This is a genomic window from Brevundimonas vesicularis (genome assembly GCF_900445985.1).
GTDB lineage: Bacteria > Pseudomonadota > Alphaproteobacteria > Caulobacterales > Caulobacteraceae > Brevundimonas > Brevundimonas vesicularis_D.
This window is the reverse complement of sequence record NZ_UAQP01000014.1, coordinates 1,384,366-1,405,024: the sequence shown is the minus strand read 5'-3', so window position 1 is coordinate 1,405,024 and position 20,659 is coordinate 1,384,366. Positions and strand designations below refer to the sequence as shown.

The 20,659-nt window shown below is 66.7% G+C and carries 19 protein-coding genes and 1 pseudogene; 12 read left to right on the top strand and 8 right to left on the bottom strand.

Annotated features, from left to right (window positions below):
- Window positions 1–9 precede the first annotated feature (9 nt).
- The 4 genes from DT343_RS15960 (at window position 10) to DT343_RS15945 (ending at window position 4,826) form a co-directional block, all read left to right on the top strand.
- Complete coding sequence (locus DT343_RS15960) at window positions 10–711, top strand: HAD family hydrolase (protein ID WP_112863642.1); 702 nt, start codon at window positions 10–12, stop codon at window positions 709–711.
- A gap of 126 nt (window positions 712–837) precedes the next feature.
- Window positions 838–1,152 (top strand): ribonuclease E inhibitor RraB, encoded by a 315-nt coding sequence (locus DT343_RS15955; RefSeq protein ID WP_258522599.1) that lies wholly within the window; start codon window positions 838–840, stop codon window positions 1,150–1,152.
- Between the two features lie 25 nt (window positions 1,153–1,177).
- Window positions 1,178–4,477 (top strand): carbamoyl-phosphate synthase large subunit, encoded by a 3,300-nt coding sequence (carB, locus tag DT343_RS15950; RefSeq protein ID WP_112863641.1) that lies wholly within the window; start codon window positions 1,178–1,180, stop codon window positions 4,475–4,477.
- A 70-nt stretch (window positions 4,478–4,547) separates the two neighbouring features.
- Window positions 4,548–4,826 carry a DUF1294 domain-containing protein gene (locus DT343_RS15945; RefSeq protein ID WP_112863640.1) on the top strand — a complete coding sequence of 93 codons (279 nt, stop codon included), beginning with the start codon at window positions 4,548–4,550 and terminating at the stop codon, window positions 4,824–4,826.
- Here the strand turns inward: DT343_RS15945 and DT343_RS15940 are convergent.
- Window positions 4,816–6,114, bottom strand: coding sequence for a dicarboxylate/amino acid:cation symporter (locus tag DT343_RS15940; protein WP_112863639.1), 1,299 nt, complete (start codon window positions 6,112–6,114; stop codon window positions 4,816–4,818). The two genes, DT343_RS15945 and DT343_RS15940, sit on opposite strands and share 11 nt — an antisense overlap.
- Window positions 6,115–6,242: 128 nt before the next feature.
- Between DT343_RS15940 and DT343_RS15935 the strand changes: the two genes are divergently transcribed.
- From DT343_RS15935 to DT343_RS15915, 5 genes and pseudogenes are all read left to right on the top strand, one after another.
- The gene (locus DT343_RS15935; RefSeq protein ID WP_112863638.1) at window positions 6,243–6,443 is read left to right on the top strand and encodes a cysteine protease; all 201 of its coding nucleotides are present in this window, start codon (window positions 6,243–6,245) and stop codon (window positions 6,441–6,443) included.
- A 70-nt stretch (window positions 6,444–6,513) separates the two neighbouring features.
- Window positions 6,514–6,618, top strand: a pseudogene (locus tag DT343_RS15930) (glutathione S-transferase); the annotation flags it as partial.
- A gap of 102 nt (window positions 6,619–6,720) precedes the next feature.
- Window positions 6,721–6,921 carry a hypothetical protein gene (locus tag DT343_RS15925; RefSeq protein ID WP_055752934.1) on the top strand — a complete coding sequence of 67 codons (201 nt, stop codon included), beginning with the start codon at window positions 6,721–6,723 and terminating at the stop codon, window positions 6,919–6,921.
- Between the two features lie 147 nt (window positions 6,922–7,068).
- A complete protein-coding gene (gene greA / locus DT343_RS15920; RefSeq protein WP_055752933.1) occupies window positions 7,069–7,542 on the top strand; it encodes a transcription elongation factor GreA in 474 nt (157 codons plus the stop codon).
- Window positions 7,533–8,528 (top strand): mitochondrial fission ELM1 family protein, encoded by a 996-nt coding sequence (locus DT343_RS15915; RefSeq protein WP_220116748.1) that lies wholly within the window; start codon window positions 7,533–7,535, stop codon window positions 8,526–8,528. Before greA ends, DT343_RS15915 begins: the two co-directional genes overlap by 10 nt.
- Before the next feature lie 124 nt (window positions 8,529–8,652).
- On the opposite strand, the gene DT343_RS15910 is transcribed toward DT343_RS15915, so the two are convergent.
- Window positions 8,653–8,943 (bottom strand): hypothetical protein, encoded by a 291-nt coding sequence (locus DT343_RS15910; RefSeq protein WP_220116746.1) that lies wholly within the window; start codon window positions 8,941–8,943, stop codon window positions 8,653–8,655.
- Window positions 8,944–9,012: 69 nt separating this feature from the next.
- Here DT343_RS15910 and trxB point away from each other — a divergent pair, with 69 nt between their 5' ends.
- Entirely contained in the window at window positions 9,013–10,020 is a 1,008-nt protein-coding gene (trxB, locus tag DT343_RS15905; RefSeq protein ID WP_112863635.1) for a thioredoxin-disulfide reductase, read from the top strand.
- Window positions 10,021–10,036: 16 nt separating this feature from the next.
- Here the strand turns inward: trxB and DT343_RS15900 are convergent, their stop codons facing one another.
- From DT343_RS15900 to DT343_RS15885, 4 genes are all read right to left on the bottom strand, one after another.
- Entirely contained in the window at window positions 10,037–10,996 is a 960-nt protein-coding gene (locus tag DT343_RS15900; RefSeq protein WP_112863634.1) for an aldo/keto reductase, read from the bottom strand.
- 70 nt (window positions 10,997–11,066) lie between these two features.
- Window positions 11,067–11,534, bottom strand: coding sequence for a response regulator (locus DT343_RS15895; RefSeq protein ID WP_258522598.1), 468 nt, complete (start codon window positions 11,532–11,534; stop codon window positions 11,067–11,069).
- Between the two features lie 4 nt (window positions 11,535–11,538).
- A complete protein-coding gene (locus DT343_RS15890; protein WP_112863633.1) occupies window positions 11,539–13,476 on the bottom strand; it encodes a PAS domain-containing protein in 1,938 nt (645 codons plus the stop codon).
- Between the two features lie 77 nt (window positions 13,477–13,553).
- Complete coding sequence (locus DT343_RS15885) at window positions 13,554–14,735, bottom strand: cell wall hydrolase (RefSeq protein WP_112863632.1); 1,182 nt, start codon at window positions 14,733–14,735, stop codon at window positions 13,554–13,556.
- A gap of 237 nt (window positions 14,736–14,972) precedes the next feature.
- Between DT343_RS15885 and DT343_RS15880 the strand changes: the two genes are divergently transcribed.
- Window positions 14,973–18,212: a PAS domain S-box protein gene (locus tag DT343_RS15880; RefSeq protein WP_258522597.1), complete on the top strand. Its 3,240-nt coding sequence runs from the start codon at window positions 14,973–14,975 to the stop codon at window positions 18,210–18,212.
- A 78-nt stretch (window positions 18,213–18,290) separates the two neighbouring features.
- On the opposite strand, the gene DT343_RS15875 is transcribed toward DT343_RS15880, so the two are convergent.
- Both DT343_RS15875 and DT343_RS15870 read right to left on the bottom strand, forming a co-directional pair.
- The gene (locus tag DT343_RS15875) at window positions 18,291–18,647 is read right to left on the bottom strand and encodes a DUF6481 family protein (protein WP_017504725.1); all 357 of its coding nucleotides are present in this window, start codon (window positions 18,645–18,647) and stop codon (window positions 18,291–18,293) included.
- A gap of 245 nt (window positions 18,648–18,892) precedes the next feature.
- Window positions 18,893–19,078 carry a hypothetical protein gene (locus tag DT343_RS15870; RefSeq protein WP_017504724.1) on the bottom strand — a complete coding sequence of 62 codons (186 nt, stop codon included), beginning with the start codon at window positions 19,076–19,078 and terminating at the stop codon, window positions 18,893–18,895.
- 513 nt (window positions 19,079–19,591) lie between these two features.
- Here DT343_RS15870 and DT343_RS15865 point away from each other — a divergent pair.
- Window positions 19,592–20,653, top strand: coding sequence for a cell wall hydrolase (locus tag DT343_RS15865; protein WP_220116744.1), 1,062 nt, complete (start codon window positions 19,592–19,594; stop codon window positions 20,651–20,653).
- Window positions 20,654–20,659: the final 6 nt, after the last annotated feature.

The window sequence follows — 20,659 nt, the reverse complement described above, 5'->3', positions numbered from 1 at the left end:
GGGCGCGGCATGAGCATCACCACGGTCGGCCTCGATGCCGACGATACCCTCTGGCACAACGAGACGATCTTCCGCCTGACCCATGCGCGGTTCGTCGATCTTCTGGCCGACCACGGCGACGAGGCGACCATCGAGGCGCGCCTGGCCGAAACCGAGCAACGCAACCTGCGGCTCTATGGCTACGGCATCAAGGGCTTCACCCTGTCGATGATCGAGACGGCGATGGAGCTGACGGATGGGCAGGCTCCGCCCCAAGTCGTGCGCGAAATCCTGGCCGCCGGTCGCGAGATGCTGGCCCACCCGGTCGAGACCCTGCCCGGCGTGGACGCGGTCGTCGCCGAACTGTCCGAAAAATACCGACTTGTCCTGATCACCAAGGGCGACCTGCTGGATCAGGAGCGCAAACTGGCCGCCTCAGGCTTGGGCGACCTGTTCAGCGCCGTCGAGATCGTCTCAGAAAAGGATCGCGCCACCTACGAGCGGGTCTTCAACCGCCACGGCACCGGCCCCGCCGAGGCCGTCATGGCCGGCAACTCCATGAAGTCCGACGTCCTGCCCGCCATCGCCGCCGGCGCCTTCGGCGTCCACATCCCCTATCACGTCACCTGGGCCCACGAACTCGCCGACGCCCCGGAGAACGAGCCGCGGTACGTCTCCCTCGCCCGCATGGACGAACTCCCCGACTGGATCGCGGCGATCGCGGACGCTTAAGGTCTTGCCCCCTCGCCCCTCGCTCTCTAAACGGGCCGCTTAACCGACAAGCAGACGTGAGCGTCGCAGGGCCAGGCTCTGCGGGGGCTTCTCGCGCGCGTAGAGAACGAAGGACGACGCACTCCCTTGGACGCCTCGGACATCTGTCATGACGAACGCGACGCCATGGTGCGCGCGGCGCTGGCCGAACAGGGCGACAGCGGCGTGACGCCGCGCCATACGTTGTTCTACTTCTATGGCGAGGGCGACCACGGCGACCTGAACGAGGTCGCCCGGCGCGCCGGCTTTCTGACGCGCGGCGCCGACGACATGACGGTGCTCGAAACGACCATGGCGGTGGACGAAGCGTCTTTTGCGGCGACCTCGTCCATGATGCAGACCTGGGCCGCGGCCTTCCAGCTGGAGTATGACGGCTGGGAATGCGCGGTCGTGACCCACTAGCGTTCAATAAGAAGAAGAGCTGGCGATGCCCAAGCGCACAGACATCAAGTCCATCCTCATCATCGGCGCCGGCCCGATCGTCATCGGCCAGGCGTGCGAGTTCGACTATTCCGGGGTTCAGGCCTGCAAGGCGCTGAAGGCGGAAGGCTACCGGGTCATCCTGGTCAACTCGAACCCCGCCACCATCATGACCGACCCGGAGGTGGCCGACGCCACCTATATCGAGCCTATCACGCCCGAGATGGTCGAGAAGATCATCATCAAGGAAAAGCCCGACGCCCTGCTGCCGACCATGGGCGGCCAGACCGCGCTGAACACCGCCCTGGCCCTGCATGAATCCGGCGCGCTGGCCAAGCACGGCGTCGAGATGATCGGCGCCAAGGCCGAGGTGATCGACAAGGCCGAGGACCGCCAGAAGTTCCGCGACGCGATGGATAAGCTGGGTCTGGAGAGCCCCCGCTCCAAGGCCGCCCATTCGATGGAAGAGGCGCTGGAGGGGCTGGAGTTCGTCGGCCTGCCCGCTGTCATCCGCCCGTCCTTCACCCTGGCCGGCACCGGCGGCGGCATCGCCTTCAACCGCGAGGAGTTCGAGGAGATCGTCCTGCGCGGCCTGGACCTGTCGCCGACCACCGAGGTGCTGATCGAGGAGTCGGTCCTAGGCTGGAAGGAATACGAGATGGAGGTCGTCCGCGACACGGCGGACAACTGCATCATCATCTGCTCGATCGAGAACGTCGATCCGATGGGCGTCCACACCGGCGACAGCATCACTGTCGCCCCTGCCCTGACGCTGACCGACAAGGAATATCAGCGGATGCGGACGGGCTCGATCAATGTGCTGCGCGAGATCGGCGTCGAGACGGGCGGCTCGAACGTGCAGTGGGCCATCAACCCCGCCGATGGCCGCATGGTCGTGATCGAGATGAACCCGCGCGTGTCGCGCTCGTCCGCGCTGGCGTCCAAGGCCACCGGCTTCCCCATCGCCAAGGTCGCGGCGCGTCTGGCGGTCGGCTACACCCTGGACGAACTGACCAACGACATCACCCAGGTCACGCCGGCGTCGTTCGAGCCGTCGATCGACTATGTCGTCACCAAGATCCCGCGCTTCGCCTTTGAGAAATATCCGGGTTCCGAGCCCCTGCTGGGCACCTCGATGAAGTCGGTGGGCGAGGTCATGGCCATCGGCCGGACCTTCCAGGAATCGATGCAGAAGGCCCTGCGCGGGCTGGAGACGGGCCTGTCCGGCTTCGACGAAATCGAGATTGAAGGGGTCGCTGGCGCCGAAGACGACGCCACGGCCCGCGGCGCCGTCGTGCGCGCCCTGGGCGTTCCGACCCCCGACCGCATCCGCGTCATCGCCCAGGCCTTCCGCCACGGCCTGACGGTCGAGGAGGTCAACGCCGCCTGTTCCTACGAACCCTGGTTCCTGCGCCAGATCGCCGACATCGTGCGCGAGGAAGGCCATGTGCGGGTCAAGGGCCTGCCGACCGACCCGACCGAGTTCCGCCGCCTGAAGGCCAAGGGCTTCTCCGACGCCCGTCTGGCGCAACTGACTGGCCAGACCGAAAAATCCGTCCGGACCGCTCGTCGCGGCCTGAACGTGCGCCCGGTGTTCAAGCGCATCGACACCTGCGCCGCCGAGTTCGCCAGCGCCACCGCCTATATGTACTCGACCTATGAGACCGGCGCTCTGGGCCAAATTCCCGAGTGCGAGTCTGAGCCGACGGACAAGAAGAAGGCCATCATCCTGGGCGGCGGTCCGAACCGGATCGGCCAGGGCATCGAGTTCGACTACTGCTGCTGCCACGCGGCCTTCGCCTTCGACCAGATCGGCGTCGAAAGCATCATGGTCAACTGCAACCCCGAGACCGTCTCGACCGACTACGACACCTCCGATCGCCTGTATTTCGAGCCGCTGACGGCCGAGGACGTGCTGGAGCTGATCGAGGTCGAGCGCTCGAACGGCGACCTTATCGGTTGCGTCGTCCAGTTCGGCGGCCAGACCCCGCTGAAACTGGCCCACGCCCTGCAGGAGGACAACATCCCCGTCCTGGGCACCAGCGTCGACTCCATCGACCTGGCCGAGGACCGCGAACGCTTCCAGCAGATGCTGGAGGGCATCGGCCTGCGCCAGCCGCCCAACGGCCTGGCGCGTTCGGCCGAGGAGGCTGCGCAGAAGGCCGAAGAGGTCGGCTACCCCGTCGTCCTGCGCCCCTCCTACGTCCTGGGCGGACGCGGCATGATGATCGTCCACGACCGCGAGCAACTGGACCGCTACGTCCACGAGGCCATGCGCGTCTCGGGCGACGATCCTGTCCTGATCGACCACTATCTAAACCGCGCCACCGAGGTGGACGTGGACGCCCTGTGCGACGACGAGACGGTCTTTGTCGCCGGCGTGCTGGAACATATCGAGGAAGCCGGCGTGCACTCGGGCGACAGCGCCTGCTCCATGCCGCCCTTCTCGCTGCGGCCCGAGATCGTGGACGAGCTGAAGCGTCAGACCACCGAAATGGCCAAGGCCCTGAAGGTGCGGGGCCTGATGAATGTGCAGTTCGCCATCGAGGAGCCGCACAGTGAAAACCCGCGCATCTTCGTGCTGGAGGTCAATCCGCGCGCCAGCCGCACGGCGCCCTTTGTGGCCAAGACTATCGGCCAGCCCATCGCCTCCATCGCCGCCAAGGTCATGGCCGGCGTGCCGCTGAAGTCGTTCGGTCTGACGGACAAGCCCTACGACCATATCGCGGTCAAGGAAGCCGTCTTCCCCTTCGCCCGCTTCGCCGGGGTCGACACCGTCCTGGGCCCGGAGATGCGCTCGACCGGCGAGGTCATGGGCCTGGACTTCAAGCGGCCGGGAGAGGCCGACATGGCCCCCGCCTTCGCCCGCGCCTTCGCCAAGTCCCAGATCGGCGGCGGCGCCAAACTGCCGACCTCGGGCTGCGCCTTCATCTCGGTCAAGGACGAGGACAAGCCCTTCATCGTCGACGCCGCCCGGACGTTGCTGGCCGAAGGCTTCAGCCTGATGGCCACCGGCGGGACCCACGCCTATCTGGTCGAACAGGGGCTGGAGGTGAAACTGGTCAAGAAGGTGCTGGAAGGCCGCCCGCACATCGTGGACGCGATGAAAAACGGCGAGGTCCAACTGGTCTTCAACACCACATCGGGCAAGCAGTCGCTGCAGGACAGTTTCAGCCTGCGCCGCACCGCCCTGATGATGAAGATGCCCTACTACACCACCACCGCCGGCGCCCTGGCGGCGGCCCAGGCCATCGGCGCGATCAAGGCCGGCGACCTGGATGTACGGGCGATCCAGGACTACGCCTGACGTTGACGAAAACTCCGGGTTTCGGCCGCACGCTGCAAGGCTGTAGCGGCCGAACGCCGGAGCCACGCCGATGTCCAATCTCGACCTCGCCCTGATCGCCATCCTGTGCGGCGAAGTCTTGGGATTTCTCGCCTTCGCCAGGGACAAGCAGCGCGCCAAGGCGGGCCTGTGGCGGACGCCAGAATCCACGTTGTTGCTGTTCGGCCTGATCGGCGGGCTGGGCGCGTGGATGGGTCAGCACATCCTGCGCCACAAGACCCGCAAGGAGCCGTTCAGGACCCAGTTCGGCTTCGTCGTCCTGCTTCACCTGATCCTGCTGGCGGGCGGCGCCGCCTGGGTCATTCTGTAGCGCGACCGTCTTCGCCAGCGCCATCTTCGCCCGCCACGATCCGGGTTGCGGCCAGGTCGGCGGTGACATTGCCGACGGTGCGGAAGATGTCGGGGATGACCTCGACCGCCAGCAGCAGCGGCAGCACGCCAAGCGGCAGGCCCATGGCCAGGCAGATGGGGCCGATGGCGGCGAAGAAGCTGACCTGGCCCGGCAGGCCCACCGAGGCGATGGAAACGGCGATGGCCGTCAGACCGCCGGCGATCAGCACGCCGAGCCCCAACTCCACCCCGTGCAACTGCGCCACATAGAGGCAGACCGCCAGATTTGCGACCGGGCTGGTGATGCGGAACACCGCCACCGCCAGCGGCAGAACGAGGCCGGCGGAGGTCTGGGGCACGCCCAACCAGTCGCGCGCGCGCTCGATCATCACCGGCAGGCTGGCCAGCGACGACTGGGTCGAGACAGCGACCACCTGGGCCGGGGCCACGGCGCGCGCGAAACGGGCCAGCGAAATCCGCCCCCACACAATCGCCACGACATAGATGATCAGGATCAGCCCAATCTGGCTGAGGCAGACGATGGCGACATAATGGGCCAGCGTCCCCGCCACCCCGAGGCCCGCACGCAAACCCACGCCTAGCGCCAAAGCGAACACACCGAACGGCGCGGCCAGCAGCACCCAGTGGACGATGACCACCATGGTCTCGGCCACCGCCTCGAAGAAGCCGGCCAGGGGCCGTCGCAGCTCGGCCTTGATCCGCGTCGCGGCGAAGCCGAAGGCCACGGCGAAGACCACCACCGCCAGCACCCCGTCGTCGGCCGCCGCCTTGACCACATTGGCGGGCGCCAGACTGGCCAGGAAGGCGCGCAGGCCGTCGGTGCGCGCCGCCTCGCCTACGGTCGCCAGCGATTCGGCGCTGACGCCCGCCAGCAGGCCACGCCCCGCCTCGGGATCGATTGGCCAGACCGCCAGCAGGCCCAGCCCCGCCAGGATCGCATAGATCGTCGCCCCGACCAGCAGGACGCCGAACACCACCAACGACCGGACCGCGATCCGGCCCGTCGCCGCCGCATCGGCGATGGAGACGATGCCGGTCACCAGCAGGCTGAACACCAGGGGAATGACGGTCATGCGCAGGGCGTTCAGCCACACCTGGCCCAGGCTCTCGACCACGCCCAAGGCGCCGGTCAGCCACGCGGCCTGCGACCCTTGCGCCAGGGCGCCGACGACGACGCCGGCGACCAGGGCCGCGATGACGAAAAAGCTCAGGGAGGTGAAGAAGGCGGCGATGCGGGATTGGCTCATGCCCTAGCGCTAGCACCGCTCGGCGCATCGCGCGCGCCAAACCTTCTGTCGATCGCTGACAGTTCATGTCGTCGCAGGGCGAACCCCGATCGCGCACGGGGCGTTGGGACGACGAAAGGAACTCAATCATGTCCCGTCTGAACAAACTCGTCCCGCTGATCGGCAGCCTGCTGCTCTCCAAGGGCGGCCGCCGCGTCGCCGGTCGTCACGCCGGCAAACTGGGCCTGGCGACCCTGGCCTATGAGGTCTGGCGCAACCGCCGCGAAGGCGCCAAGCCCAAGGTCGCGCCGCAACCGCGCGGACGCTGGAGCGGCCGCCGCCCGCGCTGAGTCCGTAATCGCCGCTCGACTTCTGGAGCGGCGTTGCGAATAGTCACGCCTCGCCGCCCGGAGCCGACCCATGATCAAAGTCCACCATCTGAACGACAGCCGCTCGCAACGAGTACTGTGGCTGCTCGAAGAGCTGGGCCTGAACTATGAGGTCGTGCGCTACGAACGAAACCCCGGAAATCAACGCGCGCTCGAACGCGGCGGTCCCTACAGCTACGCGTGATCGGATCGTGATCGCGGCGGCGCAACCCGCCGTGGTCGAGGGCGTTAAGGTCTCATGCGCCTTCAAACCATTCAGATCGTCGCCGGGCTGGCTGCGGCCGTCGCCTTCGTCCTCGCTTTCATGGCGGCAGGAGCCGCCCTGATTTCCGGCGTCTTCATGCTCGCCGGCCTCGCCGCCGTCGGTTGGCTGGCCTACAGCCTCATAAAGGGCGTGCTGCGTCGTGACCACAAGCCCGAACCGCCGGCCCGCGCCTGAGCGGTCAATCGGCGCGGGCGTTGCGCTCTTGAATTCCTGAGCGAGAAACCCTAGTCTTGATGCCCGGCCGCGCCCGCCCCGCGGCCTTTTGTGTGCTTATCTCGCGTCTTTCCAGTCTCCGGGCGAACCAGAAAAATCACGACACAAATGGAAAAAGTGCCGATGACGGGCGAGGGCTACCGTGCCCTCGACGATCAACTGAAGCAATTGAAGTCGGTCGAAAGGCCGAGCGTGATCGCCGCCATTTCCGAGGCGCGTGAGCACGGCGATCTGTCCGAAAACGCCGAATACCATGCCGCCAAGGAGCGTCAGGGCTGGATCGAAGGCCAGATCGCCGAGATCGAGGACAAGATCAGCCGCGCCCAGGTCATCGACGTGTCCAAACTGTCGGGCAGCCAGGTCAAGTTCGGCGCCACGGTCACCGTGGTGGACGAGGACACCGAGGAAGAGGCCACCTATCAGATCGTCGGCGAACACGAAGCCGATGTGAAGAAGGGCAAGATCTCGATCGCCTCGCCGATCGCGCGCGCCATGATTTCCAAGGAGGTCGGCGACGTCGTGGAGGTCAACACCCCTGGCGGCGTGAAGGCCTACGAGATCCTCAAGGTCGAGTGGAAGTAACAGCGGTGGAGGGGGCAGCGTCCGCGCAGCCCCTCTCCATCTGGGTCGTCTCGGACGGCCGCGCCGGCATCGAGAATCAGGCGCTGGGTCTCGCCGAGGCCGTTCAGCGCCTGACCCCGGCCGAGATCACGATCAAACATATCCGCTGGCGGCCGATCTTCGATCGCCTGCCGTCGGCGTTGAAGACCCCGGCCATGCTGGCGTCCGCGCCGCCGATCGCCCCTTGGCCCGATCTGTGGATCGCCACGGGTCGTGCGACCCTGCCGCTGTCGACCCGCGTCAAGGCCTGGAGCGGCGACAAGACCTTCGTCGTCCAAACCCAGGATCCCCGCTGGGCCAATGATCGCTACGACCTGATCGTCGCCCCTGCCCATGACGGTCTGTCGGGCGACAATGTCTTTGAAATAACCGGCTCGCCCCACCGCATCACGCCCCAGCGGATCGCCGAGGCCGCGCCCGCCTTCGCCGACCGGATCGCCCCCCTGCCCCATCCGCGCATCGCCGTGCTGATCGGCGGCAAGTCCAAGGCTTTCGACCTGACCGAGGCCCATGCGGCGGACCTGGCCGACCAGATCGCGGACGCCGTGCGGGCGTCGGGCGGCGCGCTGATGCTGACCTTCTCACGCCGCACGCCCGACGCGGCGAAGGCCGTCATGACCGCGCGCCTGTCGGACCTGCCGGGCTGGATCTGGGATGGGACAGGCGACAACCCCCTGTTCGGCTTCCTGCATTTCGCGGACCACATCCTGGTCACCGAGGACAGCGCCAACATGGCGGCCGAGGCCGCCTCCACCGGCAAGCCGGTCCACGTCCTGCCGATGATCCCGCTGAAGGCCGGCGACAAGTTCGCGCGCCTGTACGACGACCTGCAGTCGCGGGGCGCCACCCGCCCGTTCGACGGCGCGCTGGACGGCTGGACTTACGACCCGCTGGCCGAGACCGACCGCGCCGCGCGCGCCGTTCTGGAAGCGATGCGGACGCGATAGCGAAACCCACGTCCGTTCCTGACGCCGTCAAGCCCCATGGTGACGACCGTCATCAGGAGATTTTCTAAGAACGGCTCGCAAAAATCTGCACGAAAATGCACTAAAAGATTCTGGAGTAGCCTTTTCAGTCGCCGCCGCCACCGCCGCCACCGTCACAGCCGCTGTCCCCGCTGCAGTCTGAGCCGCTGTGCTGCGACGTATCCGATGGCCGCATGACCGCGCCCCCGTCCGACCCGCCGCTCTTCTTGGCCTTGGCGTTCGCGGCCCCCATCAAGGCCACGCCAAAGCCCGATCCGATGGCCGTGCCCAGCGCGAGACCTAGGCCGACATTGTCCAGGGCCACGCCCAGCGCCACGCCGATCGACAAGCCCATGCCGATCCCGATCGGCAGGAAGGCCGCGTTCTTGTTCGTCATCCCCATCTCCCCTGTGTGTCAGGCGAGACTAGCATCGCGCAAACGGGAATCACCGCCTAAATAGGGGCCATGACCCAAGCTCGTACCGTTCGCGTCGCCATCATCGGTTCCGGTCCCGCCGGCTGGACCGCCGCCATCTACGCCGCCCGCGCCTCGCTGAACCCCGTCGTCATCGCCGGCATCCAGCCCGGCGGGCAGCTGACCATCACCACCGACGTCGAGAACTATCCCGGCTTCGCCGACACCATCCAGGGTCCGTGGCTGATGGAGCAGATGCAGGCCCAGGCCCTGCATGTCGGGACCGAGGTCATCCACGACATCGTGGTCTCCGCCGACCTGTCGCAACGCCCTTTCCGCCTGATGCTGGACAGCGGCGAGGAGCTGCTGGCCGAGACGGTCATCATCTCCACCGGCGCCCAGGCCAAATGGCTAGGGCTTGAGAGCGAGGCCGCTTATCAGGGCTTTGGCGTCTCAGCCTGCGCGACCTGCGACGGCTTCTTCTATCGCGGCAAGGAGGTCGTGGTCGTGGGCGGCGGCAACACCGCCGTCGAAGAAGCGCTGTTCCTGACCAACTTCGCCTCCAAGGTCACGGTCGTTCACCGTCGCGACGAGTTTCGCGCCGAGAAGATCCTCCAGGACCGGCTGTTCGCCCACCCCAAGGTGGAGGTGATCTGGAACTCGGCGATCGAGGAGATCGTCGGCGTCGTGGACGGCATGGCCAAGAACGTCACGGGCGTCCGGCTCAAGAACGTCCAGGACGGCTCGACCCGAGAAATCCCAGCCGACGGCGTCTTCATCGCCATCGGCCACGCCCCGTCGTCGGAACTGTTTAAGGGCCAGTTGGAGACCAACGCCGGCGGCTATCTGCGGGTCAAGCCCGGCACCGCCTCGACCGAGATCGAAGGCGTCTGGGCCGCCGGCGACGTGACCGACGACGTCTATCGCCAGGCCGTCACCGCCGCCGGCATGGGCTGCATGGCCGCCTTAGAAGTCAGCCGCTTCCTCGCCGAAGAGGACCACGCCAAGGCCCACAACCCCATCAGCCATGCCGAGGCGGAGAAGATCGGGGTCTGGTGACCCCGATCCTGCGCGATCAGTAGGCCGAGGCCTGCGTCAGTTCAGCCAGATCCTCGTCCGACAGCGTCAGAGTCGCCGCCTTCAGCGTGTCGGCCAGTTGTTCGGTCGAGGTCGCGCTGACGATCGGGGCCGTCACGCCCGGCTGGGCCAGCAGCCAGGCCAGGGCGACCTGGGCGGAGGTGGCCTCATTCTTCTGGGCCACGGCGTCCAGAACCGCCAGGATACGCACGCCGCGCTCGTCGAACTTGTCCTTCAGCATCCCCTCGCGCTTGGTCCCGGCGATCTGGTCGACGGTCTTGTATTTGCCGGTCAGGAAACCGCTCTCCAGGCTGAAGTAGGTGATGACGCGCAAGCCCTTCTCCACGGCCAGGTCCTGCAACGCGCCCTCGAAGGTGTCGCGGCTGTACAAGTTGTAGTGCGGCTGGATCGTCGCATAGGCGGCCAGACCCTCGCGCTGCGAGATGTCCAGAGCTTCGGACACCTGTTCGGCCGAATGGTTGGAGGTGCCGATGGCGCGCACCTTGCCAGCCTGCACCAGCTTGTCCAGCGCGCGCAGCGTCTCCTCCTGCGGCGTCTTCGGATCGGGCCAGTGGGTCTGATACAGGTCGATATAGTCGGTCTGGAGCCGGCGCAGCGACGCCTCGACCGCCGTCTCGATCCAGGCCGGCGACAGGTCGTTGTGGCCCTGGCCCATGTCCGATCCGACCTTCGTCAGGATCTTGACGTCATCGCGCCGACCGCGCGCCTTAAGCCACTTGCCGATGATCGTCTCGCTTTCGCCTCCGGAGTGGCCCGGAACCCAGCGCGAATAGGCGTCAGCGGTGTCGATGGCGTCGAAACCGGCCTCGACGAAGGCGTCCAGCAGGGCGAACGACGTCTCCTCATCAGCCGTCCAACCGAAGACGTTGCCGCCGAACACCAGAGGGGCGATGTCCACGCCGCTGGAGCCGAGCTTGCGTTTGGTGAGGGTCGTCATGGGGAGGTCTCCTTTTGGGAACCCTCGACATATGCCGCATCCATACGGCTGCAACCGTTGGGGAAAGCGGTTACCCGAAGAGTTGAAGACCAGGCGGTGCGTAGTCGACCGGCTGACCCTGGCGACGGCGCAGGGCGTAATCCACGGCGGTCTGCACGGCATGTTCATCCGTCGGCTTGGACAGGACACCGATCGTTCCGGCGACGCCTTCCTTCACCATGCCGGGATTGGCCGTCATGAACAGGACGGAGACGCCCATGTCCTGACCCAGTTCACGACCCAGGTTGATCCCCGTGGGACCATCGGACAGGTGGATATCGACCAGGGCCAAATCCACTTCGTTTTCGCGCACCAGATCGCGCGCGGCCTTTGCGGTCGCGGCGACGCCCAGGACTTCATGCCCCAGATCTTCCAGCACGAATCGAAGCTCCATCGCAACGAGGGCTTCGTCTTCGATGATGAGGATACGCGCGGTCATGAGGTTGGGTTTGTGCTCGGGAGCGTACAGAACGCGAGTTGAACCGATTGGTTTCAACATTTCGCTAATTTCTAAGATCATGGGCGGCTCGTCGGCGTGAAAGCGCCGTCGCCGGAAGATCGACGATGATTTTCAAACCTTCAGGACCCCATTCGCGGTCCAGCCGTCCACCCAATTGTCCCTGCACGGAAAGCGTGGCGAGGGATGAACCGAAGCCGGTCCGCGCCGGTGGATTTTGGATCGGCGGGCCTCCGGTCTCGGTCCAGGTCAGCACAAATCGATCTTCATTCCGTGCGGTCCTCAGCGAGACCAGCCCGCCCTTTTCGGACAGGGCCCCATACTTGGCCGCATTGGTGGCCAGTTCGTGAAAGAGGAGGGCCACCGACGTCGCCGCCTGATCGTCGAAGACCGCATCATCCCCCTCGATCACGACACGCGGCGCGCCGGTCTCGTCCGCATAGGCCTTGAACAGGTCCGACAGGAAGGAATGCAGCGTGGTCGCGCCGATCGTGGTCTTCGACGTCTCCGTATGAGGGCGCACGAACTCGTGCGCGCGCGCCAGGGCGGCGATCCGGGTGCGCAGCGAGGCGGAGAATGCCTTGGCTTCGGGATACTGGCGCGCCGACAAGGCGACCAGTGCCGTGACCACCGCAAAGATGTTCTTGATCCGGTGGCTCAGCTCCTGGCTGACCAGTTCGCGCCCCTGCTCAAGCCGCTTCAGCTCGTCAATATCGGTCAGCGTGCCGAACCAACGGGTGATCTCGCCGGCTTCGTCGCGCACCGCGACCGCGCGGCCCAGAGTCCAACGATAGACCCCGCTGTGGTGTCTCAGGCGGTACTCGATCTCATAGGGTTCGCCGGTCTCCAGCGAGCGACGCCAGACGCTCCAGGCGCGGTCGCGATCATCGGCGTGGAACATGTCGTTCCAGCCCTCGCCGTCCGTGGAGCCGAGCGGCACGCCGGTGAACTCGTACCAGCGTGCATTGTAATAGTCGTGGAAGCCGTCAGGCCGCGTCGACCAGACCATCTGCGGCATGGCGTCGGCGAGAACGCGGAACCGCGCCTCGCTTTCGCTCAGGGCCCGCGCCGTCTCGGCCAGATCCGTCTCGATCCGTCGGCGGTCCGTGATGTCCACAGCGATGCCGGGAAGGCGAGCAGCGTCCCCCTTGGCGTCAAAATAGGTCTGGCCGCGCACCAGCACCCAACGCTCGACGCCGTTGGCGATCAGACGATATTCGCAGAGGAATACGCCGTCACCGGACATGGCGCGGTCGATCTCGTCCCGGACGCGCTCAACATCACCAGGATGCACATTGGCCGTGAACATCTCGATCGGCGCCCCGGCCTGAGCGGCGACGGGATCGACCCCGTACATGCGCGCGAAACGCTCGTCGGCGACGACCTTGTTCTCGACGATGTCCCAATCCCAGGCCCCGACATAGGCCGACGCCTCCATCGCCAGACGCGCCGTGCGCTGGCTGGTGTCCCGGTCCAGCAGGGCGCGACGCAACTCCAGCTGGTTCATCACCTGGTCGGCGAGGGTCTTCAGCGCCAGGGCCTGGAGTTCGGTGAGGCCTTCCGGTCTCGGCTTGTCGTCCAGGACGCACAGCGCGCCCAGTGACACGCCATCCGGCGTCTTCAGCGGGTGGCCGGCGTAGAAGCGGATGTGCGGCGGGCCGGTGACCAGGGCGTTGTCTGCGAAACGGGAATCCCGCTCTGCATCCGTCACCACCATGGCCTCGTCGCCAAGCATGGCGTGGGCGCAGAAGGATTGGGACCGTGGCGTTTCACTGACGCCAAGGCCCACCTCGGCTTTGAACCACTGACGCTGCGTATCCACCAGGCTGACGGCGGCCATGGGCGCGTCACAGATCCGCGCCGCGAGGTTGGCGATGTCGTCGAAGGACGTTTCCGGGGGCGTATCCAGAACACCATAGCGTTTGAGGGCGTCCAGTCGGCTTGCCTCGTCCCACCTAGGACTTTCGACATCAGGGTGGGTCAATCAGCTATCCTCGTCGGCGTCAGGGTGCGGGAACATGCATCAATGCCCTGACGCCCTATAGCGTTGCAATGAAGGTGTCAGGTCGCCGGTCGGCCGACTTCTTCGACGTCCATCGAGGGGACGCCTTCAACTTTCGGCGCCGCAGGCTTGGGCGTGGTCGATGATGGGTCGACGGCGGAAAGCCGGGCGTTAATCGCCGCCACCTCGTCACGCGTCGGCAGTCGCCGCCCGCCCAGACTGATCACGCCGACGACGCGCTGGCGCCCGTCCACCTCGACAGTGCGCAGGGGCGCGTCCGCGACGACGGCATCGGGATCGGGACCGCCCGTGGCCGCCCCGGCGGCGATCGTCAGACGAGGCCGCGAGAAGCGCGCCTCGTCGATCGCCGGCTCGCGCCCATTGTAGGTTTTGCGGAAGGCGGCGGTTTCGCCATAGACGCCCTTCCAGCGATAGAAGAGGTGCGCGCCGATCTGCGTCACCTTGGCCACCGTCGGCGCCCACCAGGGATGCACATAGTCGGCGTGATAGTGGGTAGCGGTGCCGACCTCCTGAGCCACGGCGCCGTTCAGCGCGCGCTCAGCGACCTTACGCGCCCGGTCCCACGCCCAGCCTACCGGCGCCTGGCCCAGCGAGCCGTCGCAGGTGAAGCTGAACTGACAGCCTGTGACGCGTTCGGCGCCCTCGAACACTACGCCGCAGACGGTGTTGGCGTAGTTGGGATCGCGAACCCGGTTCAGCACGACCTGAGCGACACCGGCCTGGCCGTTTTCGGGTTCCAGCGCCGCCTCGTAATAGACCGCCTGTGTCAGGCAGCGCAAAGCCCGCCTGCGATCCTGAGCGCTGCCCTTGAACACGAACGGCAAGGCGGGACGCAGCGCGCCGGACGCCGGCGTCATGGCCGCGTTCAGACGTTGGGCCTCCAGCCCGCTCTTGCCCGGTTCCAGTCCCGGCTTGCCGGCCAAGGTCAGGCTTTCCCAGCCCGGCGTCAGCCCATAGAGGGCCGGTTGCAGCAGGTTCGGATCGTGCCGCATCGCCAAGGCCAACTGCGATGGCGTCAGACGCCCCTTGATCGCCGCCAGACCGCCCGCGCCCAAGTCGCCCCCGGTGATGCGCGAGACCGCCTCTGCGGTCCGATCCATATCGGGGCGGACGCTGGACCCCGCCGCCATGGCGACGCCCAGCACCGCGCCGGCCGCGGGCAAGGCCGCCGCCGAACGCCGAAGCGCCTTCCACATCGTCTTCCAGGGCAAGCGGGTCATTCAGGGTCCAACAACCGCGATCGGCGCACCGGCCGTTCGCTGAGATCGCGCGTCTAGTCCGACTTATAGGCCATTTTCCGGCGTCACGACGACCGCCGTTATCACGCCCTGCTGCGCGTCAGGGGGTGGTCGCCCCAAACGCAAGGTGTAAGACTATGTTCCAGCATCGCAAACGCGTCGCTGATGGGGCGAACCGACAGTATGAGCGCAGGCGGATCGAAACGGCGGATCGCGGGCATGGATCGCTGGCTGGTCGGCCTGGCGCGCCTGCCGACGGCCTCGTTCACTCACCGTCTGCTCGTCGGCGCGGGATTCGCGCTGCTGGGTCTGGCGTTGAGGGTGATCGCGTCACCCCTCTATGGGGACCTGACAGGCTTCACCATTCTGCTCCCGGCCGTCACCCTTGCGGCGCTGGCGGGCGGCTGGACCGGCGCCCTGACGGCGCTTGTCGTCTGCACAGCCGGCGGCTGGGCGATCGTCGGCGTCACCGCGACCGGCCATGACGGTATTCTAGAGGCCGTCGGCGGCACAGCGACCTGGAACTTCCTGCTGGTCGGCCTGTTCATCGCCGCCATCGGCGCCTCGTTGCGAGGCGCCATCTCGCGACTGAGTGAAAGCGAAACCCGCTTTCGGCAGCTGGCGGACACGGCCCCCTCGCCGATCTGGCTGATGGACGCGCAAGGCGAGTTCGAGTTCGTCAATGAAGCGCTGTTCGACCTGCATGGCATGAGCTTGGAGGCGCTCAAACAGGGCGGCTGGCGGTCGGCCGTCCACCCCGACGATCTGGAGCAGGTGAAGGCGGCTGAAAACGCGGGCGCGGCCGGACGCCAGGCTTTTGAGATGGAAGCGAGGGTTCGGGATCGCGACGGTGTTTGGCGCTGGATGCGGGCCATCGCGCGGCCCCGCTTCGACGGCCAAGGCGCTTTCATGGGCTATGCCGGCATCTCTTTCGACGTGACCGAGACGCACGAGGCCCTGCAAAGCGCGGCTCGCGCGGAACGCAGGCAGGCGTTCCTGCTGGATCTCAGCGACCGCCTGCGCGACCTGACCGATCCTGATGACATCATGGCCGAGGTCGAGAGCGCGCTCGGCGCTCTGCTTGAGGTCGATCGGGTCGGTTACGGCGAGGTCGACCAGACGGCCGGTGTCGTCTCCATGAGCCGCGACTGGACCGCAGGCGTAATCAGCGCTCAGGGCCAGTTCGCCCTCAACGCCTTTGGCGAAGGCCTGATCGCGGACCTCAACCAAGGCCGCACGATCCAGATCGACGACGTCCGAGAGGACGCACGCACGACGGCGTCCGCCAAGGCGTTCGAGGACATTCAGACCCGCGCCCTGATCCGCGCGCCGCTGATCCGGGCCGGACGTCTGCGCGCCTTCCTCTATCTCCACTCCGCCGCCCCGCGCGCCTGGACCGAGGCTGAGGTCAGTCTGGTTGAAGAGGTCGCCGCGCGGACCTGGGCCGAGGTCGAACGCGCGCGCGCCGAAAACGAGACCCGTGAAAGCGAGCAGCGGTTCCGCGTCATCGCCGACACCGCACCGGTGCTGATCTGGGTCACCAACCAGGATCGCACGCGAGCCTTCGTTAATCGGGCCTATGTGGACTTTTACGGGTCTGACTATGAGACCGTCCTCAAACTGGATTGGCGCGCCGCGCTCCATCCCGAGGATCAGAACCGCATTCTGACGGAATCGGTCGCTGGAGAAGCGACCTGCGAGCCCTTCTCGATGGAGGCGCGTTATCGCCGCCATGACGGCGAGTGGCGCTGGCTCAAGTCGTTCTCTCGTCCGCGGCTGGCGGGACAGGACATTGTCGGCTTCGTCGGCGTGGCCTTCGACGTCACGGACATGCGCGTCGCGCAAGCCAAGCTGGAAGAATCCGAGAACCGTTTCCGCACCGTCGCCGACAGCGCGCCGGCGTTGATCTGGATGAGCGACGACGCCGCCCAGATGATGTTCGCCAACAGGCGCTATCGCACCTTCTTCGGCGTGGAGGCCGACGCGCATCTGCCCGACAGTTGGAGGCGACTGATCCACCCGGACGACGAGGGGGTCTTCGCCGCCGCCTTCATGCGCGCCTTCGAGGCTCGGGACCGATTCGAGGCCCTGACCAGGATCAACCATCCAACGCTCGGCCCGCGCTGGCTGCGAACCGAAGGCGTGCCGCGCTTCGACGCCTCCGGCGTGTTCCAGGGCTACGTGGGCGCCTGTCTGGACGTCACCGACGCCAAGAAGGCCGAGGACGATCTGAAACGGATCAACGAGCTTCTCGAAGAACGGGTCGATGCGGCCCTGATCGAAAAGGCTCAGGCCGAGGCCCAACTGGTCCACGCCCAGAGGATGGAGGCGGTGGGTCGGCTGACCGGAGGCGTGGCGCACGACTTCAACAATCTGCTGACCGTCGTGATCGGCGCCCTGGACATCATCCTGCGCAGCGACGATGCGGCCAAGCGCAGGAAGTTGGGCGAGGCGGCACTGGCGGCGGCGCGACGGGGCGAGAGCCTGACGCATCAGTTGCTGGCCTTCTCGCGTCGTCAGGCTCTGCGGCCCGAGCCGATCGATCTCAACGCCCTGATCCGCGAGAGCGAACCGCTGCTGCGCCGGGCTGTCGGCGAGGCGGTGGACTTCAAGGTCAAGCTGAAGCGCGGCGGTGCGCGGGCCAATGTGGATCCGGCCCAGTTCGAGGCCGCGCTGCTGAACCTGATCGTCAACGCCCGCGACGCCTTGGGCGACGTCACCGGCGCCAAGGGCCGCCAGGCCCGCATCACCGTGCAGACGCGGGCCTGCACCGTCGAGGCGGGACAAATCGCCGAGCTGGCGGCCGGCGACTATGTCTGCGTCAGCGTCGCCGATAATGGTGAAGGCATGTCGCCGGACATCCGCGACCGGGTGTTCGAACCCTTCTTCACCACCAAAGGCGTCGGCAAGGGGACGGGCCTGGGGCTGAGCCAGGTCTATGGGTTCGCGCGCCAATCGGGCGGCGGCGTCCAGATCATCTCCGAGCCGGGACGCGGGGCCGAGATCTGCATCTTCCTGCCGCCCCTGTCGGCGGAAGACGCCGCGATGACGTCGAACCTGGTCGCCGCCGATGGCGCCCCCTTGGTCGAGGGCGGGCGGATGTTGCTGGTGGAGGACGACGCCGGCGTCGCCGCCATCGCGCTCGAAATCCTGGAAGGTTTCGGGCTGGAGGTCGACTGGGCCGAGACGGGCGACGATGCGCTGAAGTTCCTTCAGGCCGACGACTTCGATCTGATGCTGACCGACGTGGTGATGCCCGGCGGCATGAGCGGCATCGATTTGGCGCGCGAGGCGGCGGCGCGCTGGCCGGATCTGCGGATCGCCCTGACCTCGGGCTACGTCGGCGAGGACGTGGATGCGGTGCTGGCCGACACGGTCTGGCCGCTGCTGCGCAAACCCTATTCGTCGGACCAGTTGCGCGCCCTGCTGGAACGCCTCAGCGCCGCGACGACGAACTAACGAAGCAGGACCCGACGGCCAAAGAAAAACGCGCCGCAGCGATGCGACGCGTCGATCTGTTTGGAGCCGCAGTTGGAATTAGCGGCGGGCCTTGCGGGCGGCGTAACGCGCGTCGCGCTTGGCCTTCTGCTCTTCCTTGGTCAGTTGCTTGCGCGCCTTGCGGTCGGCGCGCTTCTCGGCGTCGATCTCTTCCTGCGCGGCGAGTTCGGCGGCCAGACGCGCGGCTTCCTTCTCGGCCTTCTCGCGACGCAGCTCGGCCTTGGCCAGCTCGTGCTGCTGACGCAGGGCTTCCTTTTCGGCGGCGCGCTTTTCAGCCAGGCGGTCGAACTCGGGATCGGGCGCGGCGGCCTTGGGCTTGAATTTGGCGAGCAGGGCCTTCTTGGCCTCTTGCTGGGCGGTAATGCGGTCGGAGAATCCGGTCTTCAGATCTTTCATGCGAAAGCGTCAGGGTTCCTTGTGAGCGACCAGGGCGGTCGTCGGGGATCGGGCTGCGTCACGCACGGCCCGAAGCGGGGCGCACAAAGCCGATAAGCGCGCGAAAATCAAGGTTCGCAGCCCGCAAATCGGCCCGATGCGTCATTTGGAGCGTCGCGGCGGCGTGGCCGCAACACTCTGATCAGATAGGCGACGTGGCCCGTATCGCAAGCGCGGCGGTATGAACACACATCACCACAGCTATCTTAATTCGGCTTCTGCGCCTGACCGACAGCAGCGCCGGCAGCGCCGCCGACTGCGGCTCCGACCGGCCCGCCGACGACCGCGCCGGCGATCGCGCCGCTGGCGGCCTTTTGTTCGATGGTCGCGCCACAGGCGGACAGCGTAAGCGCCGTCGCCACGGCGGCGGTCAGAACGATGATCTTCGACATGGTCTTCTCTCTGAAAGGCCACGCTTGAACGCAAACTCGAGGCTGCGGTTCCTGTCTTCGGTTTTAGTTCCCTGCTGGACGGCCGTCATAATTCTAAACAGTTTTGAACCATGACGTTAGTCTGCTGCGCCGCAGCACAACCACACACGACAAGTCCAACTGTAGTCGGATACAGTATTCAGACGATTGATTGCGCCGTCATCGCCATGTTGCAGCCACACAGGCCTTCGCGACTAAAAAATACCTGTCGAATCTGAGGGCTTAACCATCGGATTGCGAATCGAACACATTGACGCCATAAAAGGCTGGCTAAAGGCCCGTCCTCGACGCCCGGGCCAGTGAGCCGAGCGCCGGAATTTGCAGGCTGGACCGCGACCACAATGGGTCGCCTCGCCGGCAAGACTACCCCCGGGGGCCGCGTTTCTCGCCCTGCTGAACAGGACTACCTCGTTGTCGCATTCCTCGCAGACGCGCGCCATTTTGCGCGCCGATCGTGTGGCCAAGATCAAGCCCATGACGGCTGTCGCAGCCTTTGGCGGTCTGATGGGACTGGCGATCGGATGCGCCTATCTGGGCGGCACGACGGCGCGCGCGACGACGCTGCGCGCCCAGGCCGAACGGATTCAGGGCGCAACGGCCGCTGGGTTCACGGAAGAAGCCCTCGCCGCCGCCGCCGGCGGCCTCGACGCCAGCGCCCTGACCATTGCGCGTCGTCATGATCCCTACACCAGCGCCGGCTCGGCCCAGCGCGACCGCCAGTCCGAACTCCTGGCCGCCCGTCTCGAACAACTTCGCGCGCCCGGCGACCCCAACCTTCGCCGCGCCAGCCTGACCGCACCGACCGCCGCGCCGGCCTTCCGCGTCGCCAACGCCCTGGACGCCAGCCGCGATCTCGATTGCCTGACCCAGGCCGTCTATTATGAAGCCCGTGGCGAGGGCGCCGACGGCATGAAGGCCGTGGCCCAGGTCGTCCTGAACCGCGTGCGCCACCCAGCCTTCCCCAAGACGGTCTGCGGCGTCGTCTTCCAGGGCGCGGCGCGCAGCACCGGTTGCCAGTTCTCCTTCACCTGCTCCGGCGCAATGCGCGGTCGCGTCAACCAGGCCGCTTGGAACCGCGCCAGGACCGTGGCCTCGAACGCCATGTCGGGGTCGGTCTTCTCGCGCGTCGGCAATGCGACCCACTTCCACACCACCGCCGTGACGCCGGGCTGGCGTTCGTCGCTGGTGCAGGTCAGCCAGGTCGGCAGCCATCTGTTCTATCGCTTCGGCGGCCGTTCGAGCACCGGCGGGACCTTCACCTACGCCGCCCGTCGCGCGGCGCCGGCGGACCAGCCGCGCCTGATCCAGGCCGGCCTCAACCCGGTCGAGACCGCGCGTCAGGCCGGACAGGCGGTCGCCTATTCGATGGTGCTGGCGCAGGAAGGCCGCGCCCTGCCCGCACCGGCGACGCAGTCGACGACGCCTTCGCCTGCCGCCACGCGCGCCGCCGCGGCCCAACCGCCTTCCCGCCCTGCGCGGGCGAACGAGACCTCGGCCAAGACCGAAGTCGCCGAGACGGCCTCCAGCCCCGCTTGATCGGCG